At 59.5% G+C, this 19931-nt stretch carries 20 protein-coding genes and 2 pseudogenes; 13 read left to right on the top strand and 9 right to left on the bottom strand.

All coding sequences use genetic code 11. The features are described 5' to 3' along the window. Positions 1 to 22 precede the first annotated feature (22 nt). Positions 23 to 772 (bottom strand): hypothetical protein, encoded by a 750-nt coding sequence (locus ACYZTX_RS21450; RefSeq protein WP_462035745.1) that lies wholly within the window; start codon positions 770 to 772, stop codon positions 23 to 25. Between the two features lie 239 nt (positions 773 to 1011). Between ACYZTX_RS21450 and ACYZTX_RS21455 the strand changes: the two are divergent. The 3 genes and pseudogenes from ACYZTX_RS21455 to ACYZTX_RS21465 form a co-directional block, all read left to right on the top strand. Then, positions 1012 to 1926, top strand: a pseudogene (locus ACYZTX_RS21455) (aldose epimerase family protein); the annotation flags it as partial. 142 nt (positions 1927 to 2068) lie between these two features. Continuing rightward, positions 2069 to 2890 (top strand): aldo/keto reductase, encoded by an 822-nt coding sequence (locus ACYZTX_RS21460; protein WP_462035746.1) that lies wholly within the window; start codon positions 2069 to 2071, stop codon positions 2888 to 2890. A gap of 29 nt (positions 2891 to 2919) precedes the next feature. Further along, a complete protein-coding gene (locus ACYZTX_RS21465) occupies positions 2920 to 3390 on the top strand; it encodes a DUF1810 domain-containing protein (protein ID WP_462035747.1) in 471 nt (156 codons plus the stop codon). Here ACYZTX_RS21465 and ACYZTX_RS21470 read toward each other — a convergent pair. After that, positions 3355 to 5715 carry a DNA polymerase II gene (locus ACYZTX_RS21470; protein ID WP_462035748.1) on the bottom strand — a complete coding sequence of 787 codons (2361 nt, stop codon included), beginning with the start codon at positions 5713 to 5715 and terminating at the stop codon, positions 3355 to 3357. The two genes, ACYZTX_RS21465 and ACYZTX_RS21470, sit on opposite strands and share 36 nt — an antisense overlap. A gap of 342 nt (positions 5716 to 6057) precedes the next feature. On the opposite strand from ACYZTX_RS21470, the gene ACYZTX_RS21475 reads away from it, so the two are divergent. Further along, entirely contained in the window at positions 6058 to 6498 is a 441-nt protein-coding gene (locus ACYZTX_RS21475) for a CBS domain-containing protein (RefSeq protein ID WP_462035749.1), read from the top strand. 12 nt (positions 6499 to 6510) lie between these two features. Here ACYZTX_RS21475 and ACYZTX_RS21480 read toward each other — a convergent pair whose 3' ends face one another. After that, positions 6511 to 7134 (bottom strand): glutathione S-transferase N-terminal domain-containing protein, encoded by a 624-nt coding sequence (locus ACYZTX_RS21480; protein ID WP_462035750.1) that lies wholly within the window; start codon positions 7132 to 7134, stop codon positions 6511 to 6513. 154 nt (positions 7135 to 7288) lie between these two features. Between ACYZTX_RS21480 and ACYZTX_RS21485 the strand changes: the two genes are divergently transcribed. The 4 genes from ACYZTX_RS21485 to ACYZTX_RS21500 all read left to right on the top strand — a co-directional run bounded on the left by ACYZTX_RS21485 (position 7289) and on the right by ACYZTX_RS21500 (position 10583). Then, positions 7289 to 8347: an IS110 family RNA-guided transposase gene (locus ACYZTX_RS21485; protein WP_461972970.1), complete on the top strand. Its 1059-nt coding sequence runs from the start codon at positions 7289 to 7291 to the stop codon at positions 8345 to 8347. 379 nt (positions 8348 to 8726) lie between these two features. Beyond that, on the top strand, positions 8727 to 9248 hold the full coding sequence (locus ACYZTX_RS21490; protein ID WP_462035751.1) for a DUF3455 domain-containing protein: 522 nt from the start codon (positions 8727 to 8729) through the stop codon (positions 9246 to 9248). Positions 9249 to 9345: 97 nt separating this feature from the next. After that, complete coding sequence (locus tag ACYZTX_RS21495) at positions 9346 to 9867, top strand: sigma-70 family RNA polymerase sigma factor (RefSeq protein WP_462035752.1); 522 nt, start codon at positions 9346 to 9348, stop codon at positions 9865 to 9867. Continuing rightward, positions 9864 to 10583 carry an anti-sigma factor gene (locus ACYZTX_RS21500; protein ID WP_462035753.1) on the top strand — a complete coding sequence of 240 codons (720 nt, stop codon included), beginning with the start codon at positions 9864 to 9866 and terminating at the stop codon, positions 10581 to 10583. The genes ACYZTX_RS21495 and ACYZTX_RS21500 overlap by 4 nt, the downstream gene beginning before the upstream one ends. Before the next feature lie 173 nt (positions 10584 to 10756). On the opposite strand, the gene ACYZTX_RS21505 is transcribed toward ACYZTX_RS21500, so the two are convergent. After that, positions 10757 to 11851: a DUF1615 domain-containing protein gene (locus tag ACYZTX_RS21505; protein WP_462035754.1), complete on the bottom strand. Its 1095-nt coding sequence runs from the start codon at positions 11849 to 11851 to the stop codon at positions 10757 to 10759. Positions 11852 to 12009: 158 nt separating this feature from the next. Here ACYZTX_RS21505 and ACYZTX_RS21510 point away from each other — a divergent pair, with 158 nt between their 5' ends. Continuing rightward, positions 12010 to 13539 carry an FAD-dependent oxidoreductase gene (locus ACYZTX_RS21510; protein WP_462035755.1) on the top strand — a complete coding sequence of 510 codons (1530 nt, stop codon included), beginning with the start codon at positions 12010 to 12012 and terminating at the stop codon, positions 13537 to 13539. Positions 13540 to 13627: 88 nt separating this feature from the next. Here the strand turns inward: ACYZTX_RS21510 and hemB are convergent, their stop codons facing one another. Together hemB and ACYZTX_RS21520 are read right to left on the bottom strand one after the other, a co-directional pair. Beyond that, positions 13628 to 14602, bottom strand: a complete 975-nt coding sequence (gene hemB / locus ACYZTX_RS21515) for a porphobilinogen synthase (protein WP_449644027.1) — start codon at positions 14600 to 14602, stop codon at positions 13628 to 13630. A gap of 167 nt (positions 14603 to 14769) precedes the next feature. Then, positions 14770 to 15480, bottom strand: a complete 711-nt coding sequence (locus ACYZTX_RS21520) for a glutathione binding-like protein (RefSeq protein ID WP_462035756.1) — start codon at positions 15478 to 15480, stop codon at positions 14770 to 14772. A gap of 369 nt (positions 15481 to 15849) precedes the next feature. Here ACYZTX_RS21520 and ACYZTX_RS21525 point away from each other — a divergent pair, with 369 nt between their 5' ends. Continuing rightward, positions 15850 to 16518 (top strand): histidine phosphatase family protein, encoded by a 669-nt coding sequence (locus tag ACYZTX_RS21525; RefSeq protein WP_462035757.1) that lies wholly within the window; start codon positions 15850 to 15852, stop codon positions 16516 to 16518. Positions 16519 to 16554: 36 nt separating this feature from the next. Here ACYZTX_RS21525 and mnmH read toward each other — a convergent pair whose 3' ends face one another. Further along, a complete protein-coding gene (mnmH, locus tag ACYZTX_RS21530; protein WP_462035758.1) occupies positions 16555 to 17664 on the bottom strand; it encodes a tRNA 2-selenouridine(34) synthase MnmH in 1110 nt (369 codons plus the stop codon). Then, on the bottom strand, positions 17664 to 18698 hold the full coding sequence (gene selD / locus ACYZTX_RS21535) for a selenide, water dikinase SelD (RefSeq protein ID WP_462035759.1): 1035 nt from the start codon (positions 18696 to 18698) through the stop codon (positions 17664 to 17666). The genes mnmH and selD overlap by 1 nt, the downstream gene beginning before the upstream one ends. A 132-nt stretch (positions 18699 to 18830) precedes the next feature. On the opposite strand from selD, the pseudogene ACYZTX_RS21540 reads away from it, so the two are divergent. The 3 genes and pseudogenes from ACYZTX_RS21540 to ACYZTX_RS21550 all read left to right on the top strand — a co-directional run. Continuing rightward, positions 18831 to 18950 (top strand): annotated as a pseudogene (locus ACYZTX_RS21540) (nucleoside-specific channel-forming protein Tsx); the annotation flags it as partial. Between the two features lie 238 nt (positions 18951 to 19188). After that, a complete protein-coding gene (locus ACYZTX_RS21545; protein WP_461978381.1) occupies positions 19189 to 19416 on the top strand; it encodes a DUF6555 family protein in 228 nt (75 codons plus the stop codon). Positions 19417 to 19454: 38 nt separating this feature from the next. Further along, a complete protein-coding gene (locus tag ACYZTX_RS21550) occupies positions 19455 to 19733 on the top strand; it encodes a hypothetical protein (protein WP_462035760.1) in 279 nt (92 codons plus the stop codon). Positions 19734 to 19759: 26 nt separating this feature from the next. Here ACYZTX_RS21550 and ACYZTX_RS21555 read toward each other — a convergent pair whose 3' ends face one another. Next, on the bottom strand, positions 19760 to 19924 hold the full coding sequence (locus ACYZTX_RS21555; RefSeq protein WP_140680239.1) for a metallothionein: 165 nt from the start codon (positions 19922 to 19924) through the stop codon (positions 19760 to 19762). Positions 19925 to 19931: the final 7 nt, after the last annotated feature.

Consider the following 19931-nt stretch of genomic DNA (forward strand, 5'->3'; position numbering starts at 1 on the left):
CTATCTTTATGCACTTCCTCGCTTACTGCACCGGCAAGAAATTCAAAAACAACAAACTCTGCGCGTAATTCAAACCGATCCGGCGGTAGCGTTCGTCCAGCATCTGCGTCAGCAGGTCCAGCCGCGCGACGATCTTGCCGAACTCCACGGCAAAACTCAGGTTGCTGCCCTCCTCTGAAATTTCGTTGGAAAACAGCAAAGGCTCGCCGTGCCTGTTTTGCCGCTGGCTGAGTATCCAGGTGGCTTTCTCGATGTTGCGGGCAGCGTTGCTGACGAACGTCGGGTTGATCGCATCCGTCATGTAGAACTCGAGCCGATTGCCGTGGGCGGTGACGAGCATGCTGCCGATGGCATAGATGAAAGCGCCGACCCGGTCGCCGAGAAATTCCGGGCTCATGGCATAACTCAACGCCGCCAGGTCTTTTTTTCCGCCCAGGGTCGGCAGCGGCTGTTGTTGTTCGATGGCCATGCGCACTTGCTTGCCAGCGGTGCGGGCATCGAGGAAACCGGATTTTTTCAGCTCGTCCGGGTTGCGCAAGTAGAGCTTGCTCATCAGCAGGTAGAGGCTGTCGAGGTTGTCACGCATCGCCAGGGTCGCCATGCGGTCGACGCTGGTCTGGAGGAACTCCTGGGGTTTGCCTTCGCGGAACTGGCTGACGATGTCGCTGCCCTGCTGCTGACTGCACCCAGAGGCGGTGAGCATCGACAAGCAGGCCAACAGCAGGCAATGGCGGCGGATTGGCGTGGTGGTGAGGGGTAACACTCGAGCCATGGGTTCTTGAACTTGGGCATTTGCCGGCGGTGGGGATCGCCGCGGGCTGGCCAAGGATAGAGCCGTGAATCCTGAAAAAGTGCAGTGCCGACGGTCTGTAAACGGTGGCAGCCAGCACACTAGTCATACTTTATAATTGCAACAGGCCAGACATAAGCTATAAATCCTTCCTTGATCGGATTGAAAATCGATTATTAGTATGACTACTCTTACAAAAACAACAAAAAGGAAGGTCAACCATGCTTCAATCCCGACACCCACTCTGCGGCCTCGGACTGTCCCTGATGATCGCCACCCTCTCCGCCCAGGCTGCGGGCCTGTCCAGCGAACACAAAGCCTTCGGCAAAACCAATGACGGCACACCCGTCGAGCAATACATCTTGCGCAACAGCCATGGCCTGACTGCCACGGTCATTACCTACGGCGGCATCCTGCAGTCGCTGAAAGTGCCGGACAAAAACGGTAAGTTCGACGATGTGGTGCTCGGTTTCGATGACGTGCAGGGTTATCAGAGCGGCACCGCGTACTTCGGTGCAACCATTGGGCGCTTCGGCAATCGTCTGGCCAACGGTGCTTTCGAACTGGACGGCAAGCGCTATCAGGTGCCGCTTAACGACGGTTCAAATTCGCTGCACGGCGGCCCTCAGGGTTTTGACAAACACGTCTGGAAAGCTCAACCGAACACCGCCAAGGATTCGGTGGCCGTGACCCTGACGTATCTGTCGGTGGACGGTGAACTGGGCTTCCCCGGCAACCTGAAAACCGAGGTCACCTACAGCCTCAACGAGCACAACGAGCTGCGCATCGACTACAAGGCTTCCACCGATAAACCCACGGTGTTGAACCTGACCAATCACAGCTACTTCAACCTCGCTGGCGCCGGTAACGGTGATGTGCTGAAACAGCTCGCCACCTTGCACGCCAGCCATTACACGCCGGTCACCGGCAAGCTGATCCCTACCGGCGAACTGGCCCCGGTGGCCGGCACACCGATGGATTTCACCCAACCGACCGCCATTGGCAAAAACATAAAAGCCGATCACCCACAATTGAAATTTGCCGAACCGAAACAGGGTGGCTTCGATTTCAACTGGGTGCTGAACGCCATGGGTGATGTGGGCCAACTCGCTGCCGAAGTCAGCGACCCACGCTCCAGAGCACTGTCTTGAAGTTTTCTGTGCAATAAACCTACGACGCAGACTCAGTGCTGTGATCGCCTTTCTGGAGTTCGACGGAACCACCGGGCTATTCTGCTGCCCACTGATGTATCGATCGAAATCCAGAAAGGAGGTTTGAATGCGGACCCTCGAATTGGCCGGCGTCAATGTACCGGTCATCGGCCAAGGCACCTGGCGCATGGGCGAGGATCCTTCCCGACTCACCCAAGAAGTGGCTGCATTGCGCCTGGGCATCGAATTGGGCATGACCCTCATCGACACCGCTGAAATGTACGGCGAGGGCGGTGCCGAGACAGTGGTCGGTGAAGCCATCGCAGGCCGGCGTGACAACGTCTTTCTCGTCAGCAAGGTTTACCCGCACAACGCCAGCCGCAAAGGCGTACCCCTGGCGTGCGAGCGCAGTCTGCGGCGGCTGGATACCGATTACATCGATCTCTACTTGCTGCACTGGCGTGGCCAGTATCCCCTCGAAGAAACGGTCGAGGCTTTCGAACGCTTGCGCGAAGACGGCAAGATTGGTCGCTGGGGAGTCTCCAATTTCGACGTCGACGATCTGGAAGAGCTGGCCTCATCGGCCTGTGCCACCAATCAGGTGCTCTACAACCTGGAGGAACGCGGCATCGAGTTCGATCTACTGCCCTGGAGCCAAGCGCATCATCTACCGCTCATGGCCTACTGTCCGATTGGTCAGGGTGGGAATATGCTGGTTAACTCAACCCTCAAGCAGGTTGCCGCCCGTCACGGGGTGACGCCTGCCCAGGTATCGCTGGCATGGATAATGCGCACGGACGGAGTGATCGCCATCCCCAAAGCGGTCCGACCCGAGCACGTGCAACTCAACGCGCAAGCCGCGCAATTGCAACTGGAGGCTGGGGATCTGGAGGCGCTGGACAAGGCATTTCGTGCGCCACAACGCAAACAGCGGTTGGCCATGGTCTGAGCCATCGCAGTCTGTCAGAGGGCTTCGGCATGAGAAGCACCGATCAGCTCGATTCCTTTAATCTGCAACGCTTTATCCTGGCCCAGGACCCGGTGTTCAAACGGGTCCAGACCGAGCTGAAGGAGGGTCACAAGCGTAGCCACTGGATGTGGTTCATCTTTCCGCAATTCTTGGGGTTAGGCGGTAGCGAGATGTCGCGCCACTTTGCCATTCGTTCCAAAGAGGAAGCGGCGGCGTACCTGAATCATCCACTGTTGGGTTCCCGATTGCGCACCTGCACTGAGTTGGTGCTGAACATCGAAAAGAGCTCGGTTGCCGGCATATTCGGTCACCCCGACGATCTCAAGTTTCACTCTTCCATGACGCTGTTCGCCCAGGTGGCCGACGCAAACAGCGACTTTCATCGAGTACTGGACCGGTATTTCCACGGTATCCTGGATGACTGGACGTTGTTGCTGCTGGATTCAAAACAAGCCCAGTTGCCCACCAATCAAGGTTGAAAAGTCGTCGTCCACGAAGGGCAGAATTGCGTCCGCCACCGGTTGCAGTTGGCGGGTGACGTAGTGGTCGTAGTCGATGGGCGCGCGGCGGATTTCCAGCGGTTCGGGGCCGGCGACGGTGATCACGTAACTGATCCAGCCACCGTTCTGATATTGCCGCGGGCGACCCTGTTGGTCGTTGTATTCATCGGCAATCCGCGCGGCCCGTACGTGGGGCGGCACGTTACGCTGATAGTCATCGAGGGTGCGGCGCAGGCGCTTGCGGTAGATCAGGCGGTCGTCGAACTCCCCCGCCAACGTCTTGCGCACGTAATCGCGCACATAATCTTGATAAGGCTTGCGATTGAAGATGCGCAGGTACAGTTCCTGCTGGAACTGCCGGGCCAGCGGCGACCAGTCGGTGCGCACGGTTTCCAAGCCTTTGTAGACCATTTCGTCGGTGCCATCGGCGCGGGTCACAAGTCCCGCATAGCGCTTCTTGCTGCCCTCCTCGGCACCGCGAATGGTCGGCATCAGAAAGCGCTTGTAGTGGGTTTCGAACTGCAACTCCAGCGCACTGTCCAGACCGTATTGCTGCTGCACATGCTCGCACCACCACTGGTTGACGTGATCCACCAGCGCGCCGCCAATCTGTGCGGCTTCCTGTTGACCATGAGCGCGGCGCAGCCAGACGAAGGTCGAGTCAGTGTCGCCGTAAATCACCGTGTGGCCCTGGGCTTCGATCAGCTGTCGAGTACGCAGCATGATCTCGTGGCCGCGCAGCGTGATGGATGACGCCAGGCGCGTATCGAAGAAACGGCAACCGCTGGAACCGAGCACGCCATAAAAGGCGTTCATGATGATCTTCAGGGCCTGGGACAGCGGCGCGTTGTGTTCGCGCTTGGCGATTTCACGACCTTCGGCGACCCGGGAAACGATGGCGGGCAGGCAATGCCGGGTCCTTGAAAACCGCGCACCGCGAAAGCCCGGCACCGACTCGCTGTCATCGGGATGTTTAAGCCCCTCGATCAAGCCCACCGGGTCGATGAGGAAGGTACGGATGATCGAGGGATAGAGGCTTTTGTAGTCGAGCACCAACACCGACTCGTACAGGCCCGGTTGCGAGTCCATGACAAAACCGCCGGGGCTGGCCTGCGCAGGCTTGTTCCCAAGGTTCGGTGCAACGAAACCCTGGCGGTGCATCAGCGGCATGTAAAGGTGAGTGAACGCCGCCACCGAGCCGCCGCTGCGATCCGCCGGCAACCCGGTGACGCTGGCCCGTTCCAGCAGGAAAGTCAGCAGCTCGGTCTTGGCGAAAATCCGCGTCACCAGCTCGCAGTCCTTGAGGTTGTACTTGGCCAGCGCCGGTTTGTCCTCGGCGAACATGCGGTTGATTTCGTCCATGCGTTGGTACGGATTGTCGATCGACTTGCCCTCGCCGAGCAGGGTTTGCGCGACGTTTTCCAGGCTGAACGAGGGGAAACTCCAGGTCGCCGAGCGCAGGGACTCGATGCCGTCGATGATCAGCCGACCGGCGGCCGAAGCGAAGTAATGGTTGCGGCTACCGTGTTCGCGCCACTGCATTTCTTCGCCGCCACGCCCCAGTTTCAGCGGCACCGCCAGGCGCCGGGCGTGTTCGTGGAGCACGCGCAGGTCGAACTGCACGACGTTCCAGCCGATGATCGCGTCAGGGTCGTGGCGGGCGAACCACTCGTTGAGCTTTTTCAGCAGCAGGGTTCGGGAGTCGCAGTATTCGAGCTGGAAATCCACCTCGCTGTCATCACCATTGGGCGGGCCGAGCATGTAGACCTGGCGCTCACCGCAGCCTTCCAGGGCGATGGAGTACAACTCGCCCTGAGCGGTGGTTTCGATGTCCAGGGAGACCAGCCTGAGGCTCGGTCGGTAATCGGGGTCGGGTTTCATCTGCGCACCGAGCAGCAGGCCCTCGGTGTTCGGCGTGCCACTGAACCGGACTGGTGCGGTGATGAAGCGCTCCATCATGTAGCGTTCCGGCGGGCGTACGTCGGCTTCGAACATGTCGACCCCGGCCTTGCGCAGCGCGGTTTCCAGGCGCATCAGTTGACCGTGCTGCTGGCAATACAGACCGAGCACCGGGCGATGCTCGAAATCCAGCAACGCCAACGGCCGCAGCTCGACGTTCTTTTCGCCGCGCAGCAGCAATTCGGCTTGCTCCCGTTGTGCTGCGGGGATGAACGCCACCGACGGTTGATGAGGCAGGCGGATCCGCTGGGGACCGGCATCGGTCGCCAGCCAGAACTCGACTTCCGTACCGGCCGGGGTATCGCGCCAATGCCGGGTCAGGACGAAGCCCTGCTGTAAATCCACCACTGCAACCTCTAGATTTGATTCAAGGCGCAATTCTACGCGTCATCGAAGGCGATAGCCCTCTCTGCGAGGTGGATGCAATCCGTGTGGGAGCGAGCCTGCTCGCGAAAGCGGTGTATCAGTCGACACTTGTATTGACCTGACCCACCGCTTTCGCGAGCAGGCTCGCTCCCACAGGGTTGAGTCAGCCCATGGATGAGTGAATAACTATGGAACACTCAGGTTTTCGGAAGAAAAACCGCTGAATGACGTTTTTTGCGTGTTATCTGCCGCTTTCTCCCTTGCCCTCAGCGCCTGGGTCTACGATTCTTCAAGGACAACGACAACACCTGAGAAACCGCCATGAAAACCGTCGCCCAACTGCTGAAGTTAAAGGCTGAACAGAATCATGAAGTCCACACCATTGCGCCGCATCAAATGGTGCTGGAAGCGCTGATGGTCATGGCCGCGAAAAACGTCGGCGCATTGCCGGTCGTGAAGAATAGCGAGGTCGTCGGCATCATCAGCGAGCGCGACTATGCGCGCAAACTCGTGCTCAAGGGCCGCTCCTCCGTCGGTACGCCGGTCGAAGACATCATGGTCTCGCCGGTCATCACCGTGGACACCCATCAAACCGTCGAAACCTGCATGGCCATCATGTCCGACAAACGCCTGCGCCACTTGCCTGTGGTGGAAAACGGCACATTGATCGGCTTGCTGTCGATCGGCGACCTGGTCAAGGAGGCCATCGCCGAGCAGGCTGAACTGATTCGCCAGCTGGAACAGTACATCCGCGGCGATTAAGAGCAGCTCTTTTCAGGCCGGCCAATGCCGCGCGAAGACCGGTGCCAGTGTCGGGTGCCGGTCGATGCGTTCCAGCCAGGCGAAAAACCCGGGCCTTGCACTGCGTAAATGCTCCCGACTGCCCGCCCACCTGGAAACCACCGTCGCCAGCACATCCAGCGCCCCCGGCGTTTCATCGCCCAGGTACAAATCGCCCGAAAACTGATCGGCAAACACCTCCCAACTCCGGTGCAGTCGCGCGCGGGTGCCGGCCACGAGGTTTTGCCTGGACGGTTCATCCGCCTCGGCCAACCAGCGCTCGGGGTAGTCGATGATGCCGATGGCCGCGTAGCAATTACTGACGATGTACACCAGGCCGCGAATGGCCTGATCCCGCGCGGCGGCGTTTTTCGGCAGCAGGTTCGACTCGGGAAACGTGAGCCCCAGATGAATCAGAATCGCCGCGCTCTCGGTGAGAATGCTGCCGTCGGGCAATTGCAGTGTCGGAATCTGCTTGAGCGGATTGAGCTTCTCCAGCGCGTGGGTCGCTTCAGGAGAGGATTCAACGTCGATGAAACGGTAAGCAATCTCGCAGAGCTCAAGGGCGGCTTCTATCGCCGCAGCTCCAGAGTTCTTGTGTCCGTAGAGCTGGTACATAAACACCTCCTTGCGATTGTCTCTTTGTAATTGGATGGACTCGCCCAAGCCGAGGCGTCAATGCGCCACGGTGGCAGTCTAAACAGCCAACGACAGCGAGGGCGAGTCCATGAAAAATCATAGTTCGATTGATCAATCCCTGTCTTCTTCCGATTTGTCGGCCTGCACAACCTTGGCGGTCGATCTGGCCAAGCAGGTCTTTCAGGTTGCCGGTGAAGATGTCCTCGGCCAGGTGCGCTATGAGCAGCGGATCAAGTCGCGTGAGGCGTTTTATGAGTTTCTCCAACAGTTACCGCCTCATGTCGTGGTTTTGATGGAGACCGGTCCGGGTGCTCAAGCCTGGGCCCGGCAGCTGCAAGACCAAGGCAATTTGGCGCGCATTCTTCCAGCCGGTTTGGTGGCCACACACCGCAGCGGGCCTAAAAATGATCGCAACGATGCGCTGGCGATTCTGCGGGCTGGTCGCGATGAAAAGATATGCGCAGTACCGGTCAAAAGCGTTGCGGCGCTGGCAATGCAGGCGCTGCATCGCGCCCGTCAGGGCTATGTGCGTCGACGCACGGCGGTAAGTAATCAGATGCGCGGCCTGCTGCTCGAGCACGGCGTGGCCTTGGCGCAGGGCGATGTTGCGATCAGCCAGAAAATTCCGCGGGTACTGGAAGATGCTACCCAGCCGGTGCCTGGCCTGCTGCGTGAACTGATCGACGAACTGTTGGCCGAGTGGCGCCATTTGGGCGAGCGCATCAGCGTGCTGACGGGACGCCTGGAAGTGGCCGCCAACGCCGACATGACGGCGAAGCGACTGATGACTGTGCGCGGCATCGGCCCAGTCACTGCCACGGCACTGGTGGCCAAGGAAACCAAACCTGAGCGATTTCCCAATGCCCGCAAGTTTGCCGCGTACTTTGGCATGGTGCCTGACCAGCACAGCAGCGGGCAGACGGTCCGGCTGGGGGACATGACCAAGCGAGGCGATGTTTATTTACGCAGCCTGATGATCCAGGGAGCTCATGCGGTACTGCAACAACTACGACCTGATTCCCAGCAACCCGATGACCGCCGCTTGTTGCGCTGGATGAGCCGACTGGGCCGTAAGGAGGCTGCGATCAGGCTAGCCAACCGCAACCTGCGAATCGTCTGGGTGCTTCTACAGAATGACCAGACTTATCGTCGCCACGCTGGTGATGGCCAGCAAGCGACGATGAGCCACTGAGCGATAGAGTTCTGCCACCGAGGTACTGACTGTCCGACCCTTTGCTGAAGAAAATTGACCCCAGGTAAGACCGGCGTGGATTGATGCCTAAGCTGCTACTGGCCTTCGAGGCCTGACTGTAATCGGCATACCACGAGCTCTTCCAATTTTGGCCAGAAGCCGAAGACGGCTTCCTCGAATAGGCCTGATACATAGATGCAACGGGGCGACGGTTTTTCAAAAGCGGGTAGACAGTGGGGGCGAGTCCATACATAGCAGCTGACTTTGGCAATGTTAGAAAATTTCTTTTACCCACTGCATCCAAATCGCTTTCCGATGGGTAGTACCTGTAGCAGCCCTGATGCTGCCGAGCGGGTTACTCATTTTCGGAGAGAAATTCATGAACGCCAAACACCTGATTTGCCTTGCCGGTTTACTCGCTGCCATACCTGCAGCTTATGCCCAGACGGGTCTGCCCGACAGCATCAAGGTGCCGGAGGGGCACAAGGTCGCCATGGAAACCACCGGGGTCGGCGAGATCACTTACGAATGCCGTGACAAGCCCAATGCAGCCGGCCAGACCGAATGGTTTTTTGTCGGGCCCAAAGCGGTGCTCAATGATCGCAGCGGCAAACAGGTCGGCACCTACTTCGGCCCCCCCGCTACCTGGCAGGCGCAAGATGGCTCGAAAGTCACCGGCACCCAACTGGCCGTCGCACCGTCGAGCCCGGGCAATCTCCCCTACCAATTGGTCAAGGCCAACCCGACCGAGGGCAAAGGCGCGATGAGCGACGTGAGTTACATCCAGCGCGTAGCCCTCAAGGGTGGCGTGGCCCCAGCCGCCGAGTGCACGGCCGCCAACAAGGGCAAGCAGGAAACGGTGAAGTACCAGGCGGACTATATTTTCTGGGCGGCCAACTGAAACCAGTCTTGCGGGAAATTGGTCTACGCTGCTCTGCACATGCCCCGGTCCTCAGGTCCGGGGCTATTGCCCACTTTGACGGCTGAGCACTGTGTCCTTGCCCCAACCTCTTTTTGATTACGAAGCTCATCTGGCTGCCTGCGCTCGCGGCGAGCGTCAGGCCTTGCGGGATTTGTATGTGCAGGAGAGTCCGCGCCTGCTGGGGGTTGCAAAACGCCTGGTGCGCGACACGGCACTGGCCGAGGATATTGTCCATGATGCGTTCCTCAAGATCTGGGTCGGCGCCGCGCGGTTCGACCCGGCGCGGGGTTCGGCGCGAGGCTGGATGTTTAGCGTGACCCGGCATCTGGCGCTCAATGTCATCCGTGACAACAGCCGCGAGGTTCACGCCGAGATCGACATACAGCACAACGCTGAAACCTTCGATGCTCAGGTCCACTCGTCACGCATTCATCTGTGTCTGGAACGACTGGAACCTGCGCGGCGCAGCTGTATTCTGCACGCCTACGTCGACGGTTATTCCCACGCTGAAATATCACACAAACTCGGCACCCCGCTGGGCACCGTCAAAGCCTGGATCAAACGGAGCCTGACGGCATTGCGGGAGTGCATGGGATGACCACCAGACCTGCGAATGAAACTCCGGAAGAACTCAACGAGCTGGCCAGCGAATATGTGCTGGGCACGCTCCCGGCGCAGCGACGTACCGAGGTGCAACAGCGCCTGCGCGACGATGTCGAACTGCGCACGGCGGTCGACACCTGGGAACGCCGCTTGCTCGACCTGACTGACTTCGCCGAACCCCTGGCACCCTCGCCACACCTGTGGCAGCGCATCGAGCGCAGTGTGCATGCCTTGAACCGGCAACCAGCAGGGGCGGCAGTTGCGTCGTCATCCTGGTGGAACCTGCTGCCGCTGTGGCGCGGGCTCGCGGGGGCGGGGCTGGCAGCGACCTTGCTGCTCGGCGCTTTGATGTTGACGCAAACCACGGTCAAACCGACCTATCTGGTGGTACTGGTCGCCCCTCAGGACAAAGCGCCGGGTTGGGTGATTCAGGCCAGCAATCCAAGGGAAATCCAGTTGATCCCGCTGGGCGTGGCGCAAGTTCCGGCCGACAAGGCGCTGGAGTTCTGGACCAAGGCTGAAGGCTGGCAAGGACCGGTGTCCCTGGGCTTGGTCAAACCGGGGCAGATGCTCTCGGTGCCGCTGGACAAGTTGCCGCCACTGCAACACGACCAGCTGTTCGAGCTGACCCTGGAAAACCCCAATGGCTCGCCGACCGGCAAACCTACGGGGCCGATTCAGTTCATCGGCCGAGCGGTGAAGGTGATCTGACGGCGATCAGCCAAGCGCCGCGATCCCCCCGCCCCAGGTTCCGGCGGCAAACACCTGAGCACGACTGGCGCCTTGTTGATAGGCGCTGCATAAATGAATGGTTTTACCGCGGTACTCAATGAAAAACCCGTCCTCATCAGCCGGGTTTTTTTACGCTTGTTTGTTGCGGTCGGTCACTTGCCCGCACGCGCCATACATCGCTGATAGCGTTCATCGACCCGTTTGGCGAACCACGCCGTGGTGAGTTTGCGGGTGATCTTCGGGCTTTGCAGCACGATCCCGGGCAACACCGCACGCGGTAATGGCCGACCTTCCGCCTTTTCGGCCAGGGCGAAAACACGCGCATAGAGCTGGGTGTCCTCGAACTCGACGTTTTTGCCCTCTTCCAATTGATCGCGAATGCTCGGATTGCGCATGTCCAGTTGCTTGCCGAGGGTGCGCACCGCCAATTCCGTGGTGCCAGGCATGATCGAATCGTAGCGGACCAAGTCGCCATCCAGCGCCAGCGGTATGCCCGAAGCGCGACTCACCGCGTTCTGAAACGCGGCATTGCGACTGGCGTACCAACCGGCATTGAAATCGGCGAAGCGATACAGCGGCTGTTTGTAGCTCACCGGATAACCGAGCAAATGGGCGATACCGAAGTACATGCCGCCGCGACGAGTGAATACTTCATGCCGGATCGAGCCGTCCACCGGGTACGGATACGCCTTCGCCTGCTGCTCGGCGAAATCGATGCTGACCTGCATCGGCCCACCGGTGTGCACCGGGTTGAAGCCACCGAACAGCGTCCGGCCCATGGGCACCATGCCGATGAAATCATCGAAGATCGCACTGAGTTCTTTTTCGCTGCGCGCCGCATTGAGTCGGTCGCTGTAGCTTTTTCCGTTGGATGAACTCACCTGCAGCGCACCGCTCACCAGCAGGCCGGGGATATGGATTTTGGCGGCGCGGCGGTCAATCTCGTCGCGGGCAATCTTGCCCAGGCCCGGTACCGATGGGTCAACCTGAAAGGTCGATTCCTGCTCGGTGACCGCCAATACCGAGCACAGGTTTTGGGTGGAGGGATAAATACTCTGAGCAGCAAAGGCTGCGTAAATATCGGTGGCCCAGCCTTGCCGATCAGTGGCTTTGGCCGGCAGCAGGCGCACGATCTCGGCCTTGACCTCGGCAGGCTTGCGCGCCGGTGGTTCCTGCGTCCGCTGAGTGCCGCAGCCGGCCAGAACCAGCAGCGTGGCGACGCTCATTATCAATCGATTGGCTTGCATGTTGCTCCATCAAATCCGTTGAGCCGGGTTAACCATACGATCAATGGCATGGCGCAGGCTATGACTGTGGCTGCCGCGCCCTGTTCCGTTGGACAGTCTGCCGGACCTCACGCCTGGGCTGAACCATACTTGAGCCACAACCCGAGGAGGACAGGCTCATGAACCGTAGCGACGTATTGATCATCGGCGCCGGCCCGACCGGGCTGGTGCTGGCGCTGTGGCTGAGCAAACTGGGGATCCGGGTGCGGATTCTCGACAAGACGTCGGCACCCGGCACCACTTCGCGGGCGCTGGCCGTCCAGGCGCGGACGCTGGAGCTGTATCGCCAGCTCGACCTCAGCACTGCCATTGTGCAGAACGGTCATCGAGTAGGCGCGGCGAACTTCTGGGTCAAGGGCGAACCTGTGGCGTACTTGCCGCTGACCCGCATCGGCGAAGGCCTGACGCCCTACGCGTTCCTCGAAATCTTCCCTCAGGATGAGCACGAACGGCTGCTGATAGACCGCCTCGAAGCCTTTGGCATCAAGGTGGAGCGCAACACCGAACTGGAAAGTTTCGAAGAAACCGGCGACGGCATCACCGCCCATCTGCGCCTGCCCGATGGTCAGCAGGAAACCTGTCAGGCCTGCTATCTGGCAGGTTGCGACGGTGCCCGATCGATTGTGCGCAAGACGCTGGACACCGGTTTCCCGGGTGGCACTTACCAGCAGATCTTCTACGTCGCCGACGTGCAGGCCAGCGGGCCGACGTTCAACGGCGAACTGCACGTGGATCTCGATGAAGCGGATTTTCTCGCGGTGTTTCCTTTGGCCGCTACAGGCCGCGCCCGCCTGATCGGCACGGTACGCGATGAGCGCGCCGATCATGTCGAAGCCCTCCAGTTTGAAGACGTCAGCAGCCAGGCCATCGAACATTTGAAGGTGCAGATCGAACAGGTGAACTGGTTCTCGACGTACCGCGTGCATCATCGGGTGGCAGACCATTTTCGCACCGGGCGCGCATTTCTTTTGGGTGACGCCGCCCACGTCCACAGCCCCGTCGGTGGCCAGGGCATGAACACCGGCATTGGCGATGCCATCAACCTCGCCTGGAAACTCGCGGCGGTGTTGAGCGGCGGCGCTGAAGCCAAGTTGCTCGACAGCTATGAAACCGAACGCATCGCGTTTGCCCGCAAACTGGTCGCCACCACCGATCGGGTGTTCAGTTTCGTCACGGCCGAAGGACGCATGGCCGATTTGCTGCGCACGCGTCTGGCGCCGTTCGTGATTCCGAAAATGGCATCGTTTGAGGCCTCCCGCGAGTTCCTGTTTCGCACGGTGTCGCAGATCACCCTGAATTATCGCGGCATGCCTTTGAGCACGGGCGTTGCCGGTCATGTTCACGGTGGCGATCGCCTGCCTTGGGCTCACGACGGTGAAGGGGACAATTTCGAATCACTGAAGTGTCCGACCTGGCAGGTGCATGTGTATGGCGACACCAGCGACGAAATGATCGCCTGGTGCCACGAACATCATTTGCCGTTGCATGTGTTTGACTGGCGGCCGGCGTTTGAAGCGGCTGGGCTGGGACGTAACGGGTTTTATCTGTTGCGGCCGGATACGTATGTGGCGATTGCCGACAACTCTGCCGATCCCAAGGTGATCGAGCGGTACTTGCGGGATCACGGGATTCGGCCGTTTTTCGGTTGAGGATCAAAAGATCGCAGCCTGCGGCAGCTCCTACAGGGAATTGAGTACTCCTGTAGGAGTTGTCGCAGGCTGCGATCTTTTGGTTTGATCAGATCCCGGCCAGGGCCAGATCCATCGCAAAGTAGGTAAAGATCAGATCCGCCCCGGCCCGTTTGATCGCGCCAAGGCTCTCACGCACCACACGATCTTCATCGATCGCCCCGGCCTGCGCCGCGAACTTGATCATCGCGTACTCGCCGCTCACCTGATACGCCGACAGCGGCAAACGCGAGGCTTCACGGATGTCGCGAATGATGTCCAGGTACGCGCCGGCCGGTTTGACCATCAGCGCGTCGGCGCCTTCCTGCTCATCCATCAGTGATTCGCGCACGGCCTCGCGTCGGTTCATCGGGTTCATCTGATAGCTTTTACGATCGCCCTTGAGCGCGCTGCCGCCGGCTTCACGGAACGGACCGTAGAGCGCCGAGGCAAACTTGGTCGAATAGGCCATGATCGCGGTCTGGCTGAATCCCGCTTCATCGAGCGCCCGGCGAATGGCCTGAACCTGCCCGTCCATGGCCGCCGACGGGGCAATCACATCGGCGCCGGCACGGGCCGCAGCCACCGCTTGTTTACCGAGGTTGATCAGGGTCTGGTCGTTGTCGACTTCATGGTTGTGCAGCACGCCGCAATGGCCGTGATCGGTGTACTCACAGAAGCAGGTGTCGGACATCACGATCATGTCCGGTACCGCATCCTTGGCGATGCGCGACATGCGCGACACCAGACCGTTGTCGCTCCAGGTGTCGCTGCCGTTGCCGTCCAAATGGTGCGACACGCCGAACGTCATCACCGACTTGATCCCGGCCCGGGCATAACGCTCGATCTCTCCCGCCAGTTTCGATTCCGGAATACGCATCACGCCTGGCATGCTTTTGATGGGGACGAAGTCGTCGATGTCTTCCTCGACGAAAATCGGCAGCACCAGATCGTTCAAGCTGAACTCGGTTTCCTGGAACAGGCTGCGCAGGCTCGCATTGCGGCGCAGACGGCGTGGACGTGCTTCGGGGAACTGACTGGACATGAGGGGTTCCTGAAAAAGGGAGGACGAGACGGAAGTCACAGAGGCGCCGAATCTTATGCCCTTCCCTATCCAGGGCACAAACCTCGCAAGATCAACAAACCCTTACCGGACCGGCAACAATCCCTTGTGGGAGCGAGGCTGTTCGCTCCCACAGGTTTTGCGGTGTATCAGTTCGAGACTGGTTTGGGGATTTCCAGCCCGCGCATCACCGCCGGCCGCGCCAGAAAGCGCTCCAGCACCCGCGTGACATTCCGGAAGTCGTTGATGCCCACCAACTCGCCAGCCTCATAGAAGCCGATCAGGTTGCGCACCCAGGGGAAGGTCGCGATGTCCGCGATGGTGTAACGCTCGCCCATGATCCAGTCACGCCCTTCCAGGCGGTTGTCGAGGACATTGAGCAGGCGTTTGCTTTCATCGACGTAGCGGTCCCGCGGACGCTTGTCCTCGTAATCCTTGCCGGCAAATTTGTTGAAAAAACCGAGCTGACCGAACATCGGCCCGATGCCGCCCATCTGAAACATCAGCCACTGAATGGTTTCGTAACGCGCTGCCGATTCCTGGGCCAGCAATTGCCCGCTCTTGTCGGCCAGGTAGATCAGAATCGCCCCGGACTCGAACAGCGCCAGGGGTTGGTCCCCCGGACCATGGGGGTCGAGGATCGCCGGGATCTTGTTGTTGGGGTTCAGCGAAAGAAATTCGGGAGACATCTGATCATGGGTGTTGAAGCCCACCCGATGCGGTTCGTAGGGCAGCCCGATCTCTTCGAGCATGATCGACACCTTGACGCCGTTGGGTGTCGGCAAGGAGTAAAGCTGGATCCACTCGGGGTACTGGGCGGGCCATTTTTGAGTGATGGGGAATGCGGACAAATCGGTCATGGGAAGCATCCACGCGCAAAAGTAGGCGCTGATCATAATGTAGGAGCCGCCGTAGGCTGCGATCTTTTGGCGTTATCAATATTGCTGATGAGCAAGATCAAAAGATTGCAGCCTTTCAGCGGCGCCTCACGTGTACTGTGTCCATAAATCCGCAACATTCTGTCGATAACCTCTGCTCCAACCCATCTCAGGTTGCCGATACAGTGCTGCGCACTCGCTCGGATCGAACCAAATGGGCTTCAGAGGACTCTGAAGGTTGCCCTTTCGGAAACGGACCGGCCCAACGACATGGAAAACACCCGAAGCTGGGAGCTCGCGGTGTAAAGGTTTGTCAGCCTTAACCGAATGCGCTGAAGATCACCTATTCAAATGATGAACATTTTGAAACTCGTCAAACGCTTCAAACATCGCGCGTATGTCGTCCTGCCCTCCCTGTTGGCGGCCAGCGCGCTGTTTCTGTTCCTTGGCGAAAGCCGCGCTCAACCGGCAGACGGCACCCAGACGCTGGTATTCCTGCGTCACGCGGAAAAACCCGAAGGCGGCCTCGGCCAGCTCAACTGCCAGGGCCTGAATCGCGCCATCGACCTGGCCACCTTGCTGCCGGAAAAGTTCGGCAAGGCCAACTACGTGTTTGCCGCCAACCCGACACGCAATGTCGAGGAAGGCGAACTGGACAATTCCTACAGCTACATCCGCCCCCTGATGACCATCAGCCCCAGCGCGATCAAGCTCGGCTTGCCGGTGAACATCAACTTCTCGGCAAACGACACCAGCGACCTGGCCGATGAGTTGCTTCACGACAAGTATCACAACTCGGTCATCTACACCGCCTGGTCCCACGGCTACCTGCCCGAGCTGATCAACAAGGTCGCTGGAGAAGCCGTCGGCAAGAAACAGACCATCACCGATGACTGGGAGTCCAACGACTACGACTCGCTGTACGTGCTCACCCTGACCTGGCACAACGGCAAGGCCAGTGTGCAGAGCCACGCCTACAAGCAAGGCCTGGATCATGGGCGCGAGACCTGTCCGACGTAAGTGTCAGCTGCAGCGGGTTGATCGGGGCGGCGCTACTTAACCCCCTGTCCGCTGGCTGCTGCGGTCTCGCAGGTATTCGAGGACGGCAGCCCGCTCCCCGGCGAATTCAATCCGCGACCCTTTCTTCTCCCGCTGAAACGCATACATCGGGTCGTAATACTCGCGAAGCAGCCCTTCGATCCAACCCCGATGCAGGTCCACTGCCCCACTGCTCGCCTGCGCCGCCAGCGCGTCTTCCATCAAAATCAACATCCGTCGATGGCGTTCACCGCCCAGGCGTTTCTGCACATTATTCAGGCTCTCCAACAAGCGCTCGGAAAACAGCGCAAAGCCTTCATCGCCATGCACTCGGATGAATTCGGCACACAAATCCACCACGTAATCGCGCAGGATCCGTTCGACCCGCCCTTCCAGGCTGTCTTCAAGCCAGACCATCGGAAACTGTTGCATGCCCTGGAACAGCGGCAGCGGCAAGGCGCAACTGCCGACCATACGGCTCTCGTCTTCCAGCACAAACTGCTCGATGCCGTGGGCGCGCTTCTTCAGCACGTCTACCGCCAAGCGGTTTTCAAAATCGATGTTGGAGGGTTGGCCGGTGGCGCGCTTACCGAAACTCGAGCCGCGGTGATTGGCGTGACCTTCAAGGTCCAGCCCGTTGCTCAACTGTGTAAGCACTTCGGTTTTGCCAATGCCGGTCATGCCGCCCAGCAAGACAAAATCACACTGGGCAAGCGCCTGATCGACCGTGTCCAGCAAGAAGGTGCGCATGGCCTTATAGCCGCCACCGACGCGCGGATACTCGATGCCCGCCTCGTCCTTGAGCCATTGCTGGACGATCTGCGAACGCAAGCCACCGCGAAAACAATACAAATACCCATCAGGATGAGCCCGGGCAAAATCGGTCCAGGCCTGGATCCGAGCGGTTTTTATCTCGCCTGACACCAATTCGTGCCCCAGCGTAATGGCCGCCTGTTGGCCGTGTTGCTTGTAACAGGTGCCAACCCGTTGCCGCTCGTGGTCATTCATCAGCGGCAGGTTGAGGACGCCGGGGAATGAACCTTTGAGAAACTCAATCGGCGCGCGGGCATCCATCATCGGCCGATCGTTGAGGAAGATGTCGCGGTAATCGGTGAATTCCATAGACATCAAAACACCTCAACCGCGTTGGTCTGTCGCTCGATCAGTTCACCGATCGGCTCAAGCGTCAGGCCCAGTTCGGCAGCCACTTTGAGGAAGTGTTCGTTGCCTTCGGGGGTGACCGCAACCAGCAGGCCACCGCTGGTCTGCGGATCGCAGAGCACGCGTTTGTGCATTTCCTGAAGACGCCCCAGCTTACTGGCGTAGCTGTCAAAGTTACGCAACGTCCCACCCGGCACGCAGCCTTGGTCGAGGTAATACTCGACACCCGGCAGACGCGGCACGCGGTCGTACTCGATGCGAGCGGTCACGTTGCTGCCGTCGGCCATTTCCACCAAATGCCCCAGCAGGCCAAAACCGGTGACGTCGGTCATCGCGGTCACGCCGTCGAGTTTGCCGAAACGGCTGCCGGGTTTGTTCAGGGTGCACATCCAGTCGCGGGCCAGGCCGATGTCGGCATGGCGCAACTTGCCCTTCTTCTCGGCGGTGGTGAGGATGCCGATGCCCAAAGGTTTGGTGAGGTAAAGCAGGCAACCGGCGGTGGCGGTGTCGTTGCGCTTCATGTGGCGCTTCTCCACCAAACCGGTCACGGCGAGGCCGAAGATCGGTTCCGGTGCGTCGATGGAATGCCCACCGGCCAACGGAATCCCCGCCTCCTCGCAGACCGAACGCCCGCCGCGAATCACTTCTCGGGCAATCTCCGGCGCCAGTACGTTGACCGGCCAGCCAAGGATCGCAATCGCCATCAACGGATCGCCGCCCATGGCGTAGATGTCGCTGATGGCATTGGTGGCGGCGATACGGCCGAAATCGAACGGGTCATCGACGATCGGCATAAAAAAGTCAGTGGTCGACACCACGCCGCGTTCTTCATCGATGGCATACACCGCCGCGTCGTCGCGCGAGGCGTTGCCGACCCAGAGATTCGGGTCAAGGTTCTGCGCCCCGCTGCCGGCCAGAATCACCTCCAGCACCTGGGGAGAAATCTTGCAGCCGCAACCTGCGCCGTGGCTGTATTGGGTCAGACGAATCGGTTCGCTCATAGGGGGCACGCCTTGTGAAGTCAATGCCGAGGAGTCTACATCAACGTCAGCGCCCCGAGGTCCCACGAAAGCCTTGACCGAAAGGACAGTTAAACCATCAATTTCCTAGCTTTTTCCAAGCTTTGAACATTTCGTTATTTCCACAGCGGCGGCAACCGGGAGGATGGCAGCGAGTAGAATTTTGGCGACGGTAACTTCCGCGCCTGTTCCGACGGCTGGGGTTACTACGCCGGCGTTGGCTATCAGTTCTGAGATTTGTTTGAACCGGGTGGTTTTATGCTTGCTATGACGCGTCTTTCCAGGCACATCGGTGTCACTCAAGTCTGGGGGCGCGGCAAGGGCCATGGCCAGCAATCATTGGGAGTTTCAGAGAGTGCAGGGTAACGAGCCACCCGTCTCGTCGCTACTGGCGGCATCCATCTGACAATCCGAGTGAATTTTCCGCAACCCAAACGATCCTTGTATTACCACAGGGAGGAATACGGGCTCTATGAACAACGCAAAACTTTTCGTCATTGAATACACCCTTCATGGCGCGCCCAAGTCTTTCATCATCCGCCTGGACAAGATGGATAACGCGGAGGCTTGGCATTGGGCGAGTTGCGACGCGGGGGTCGGACGAATCCCTCGCTTCGGCCGAGAGAAGGTGCAAAAAACCAGCAAGCCGATGGCTGAAAAATTCGGCGTGGAAAACGTCAAGTGGCGGTCGACGAATTAACGGATGGCGCGGCTTTGGACATTTGGAGCGATCGGCGCATGAAATCAACGCAACTCACCAGCACGGCACACATCGACTACGGCCTCGATACGCTGTTCGGTCGAATCACTAAAAGCGCCGAGTGTCAGGTCGGCCTTGAACAAGTCGAGCATGACCCGACCCGCTTCGCACTGCGCATCCAGTCACCTATACCGCAAGATCTGGAACTGGCAAAAACGGTGTTGGTGAGGGTGGATGGACGACGACTCAATGGCATCATCCGCCATACCGAGCGGCTGGAAGATCAAAGCCTGAAACTGGAAGTGGAGCCCGAATAGGCCCCACATTCTGTGCGTGGCTGAGGTCAGCCCTTGGCGCACTTACAGCCCTTGCTGGCACATTCTTCGCCATGTTCGTGGTGCTTGGCGCAGGCTTCGCAGCAATAGTGCTTGCCGTGGCGCGCGATCGGGTGCTCGCCCAGCTTGCATGAGCATTTGGGGCAATCGCATTTACTGTCACTGCTGATCATGAGTCTG

The sequence above is a fragment of the Pseudomonas sp. MDT1-17 genome (assembly GCF_054898105.1).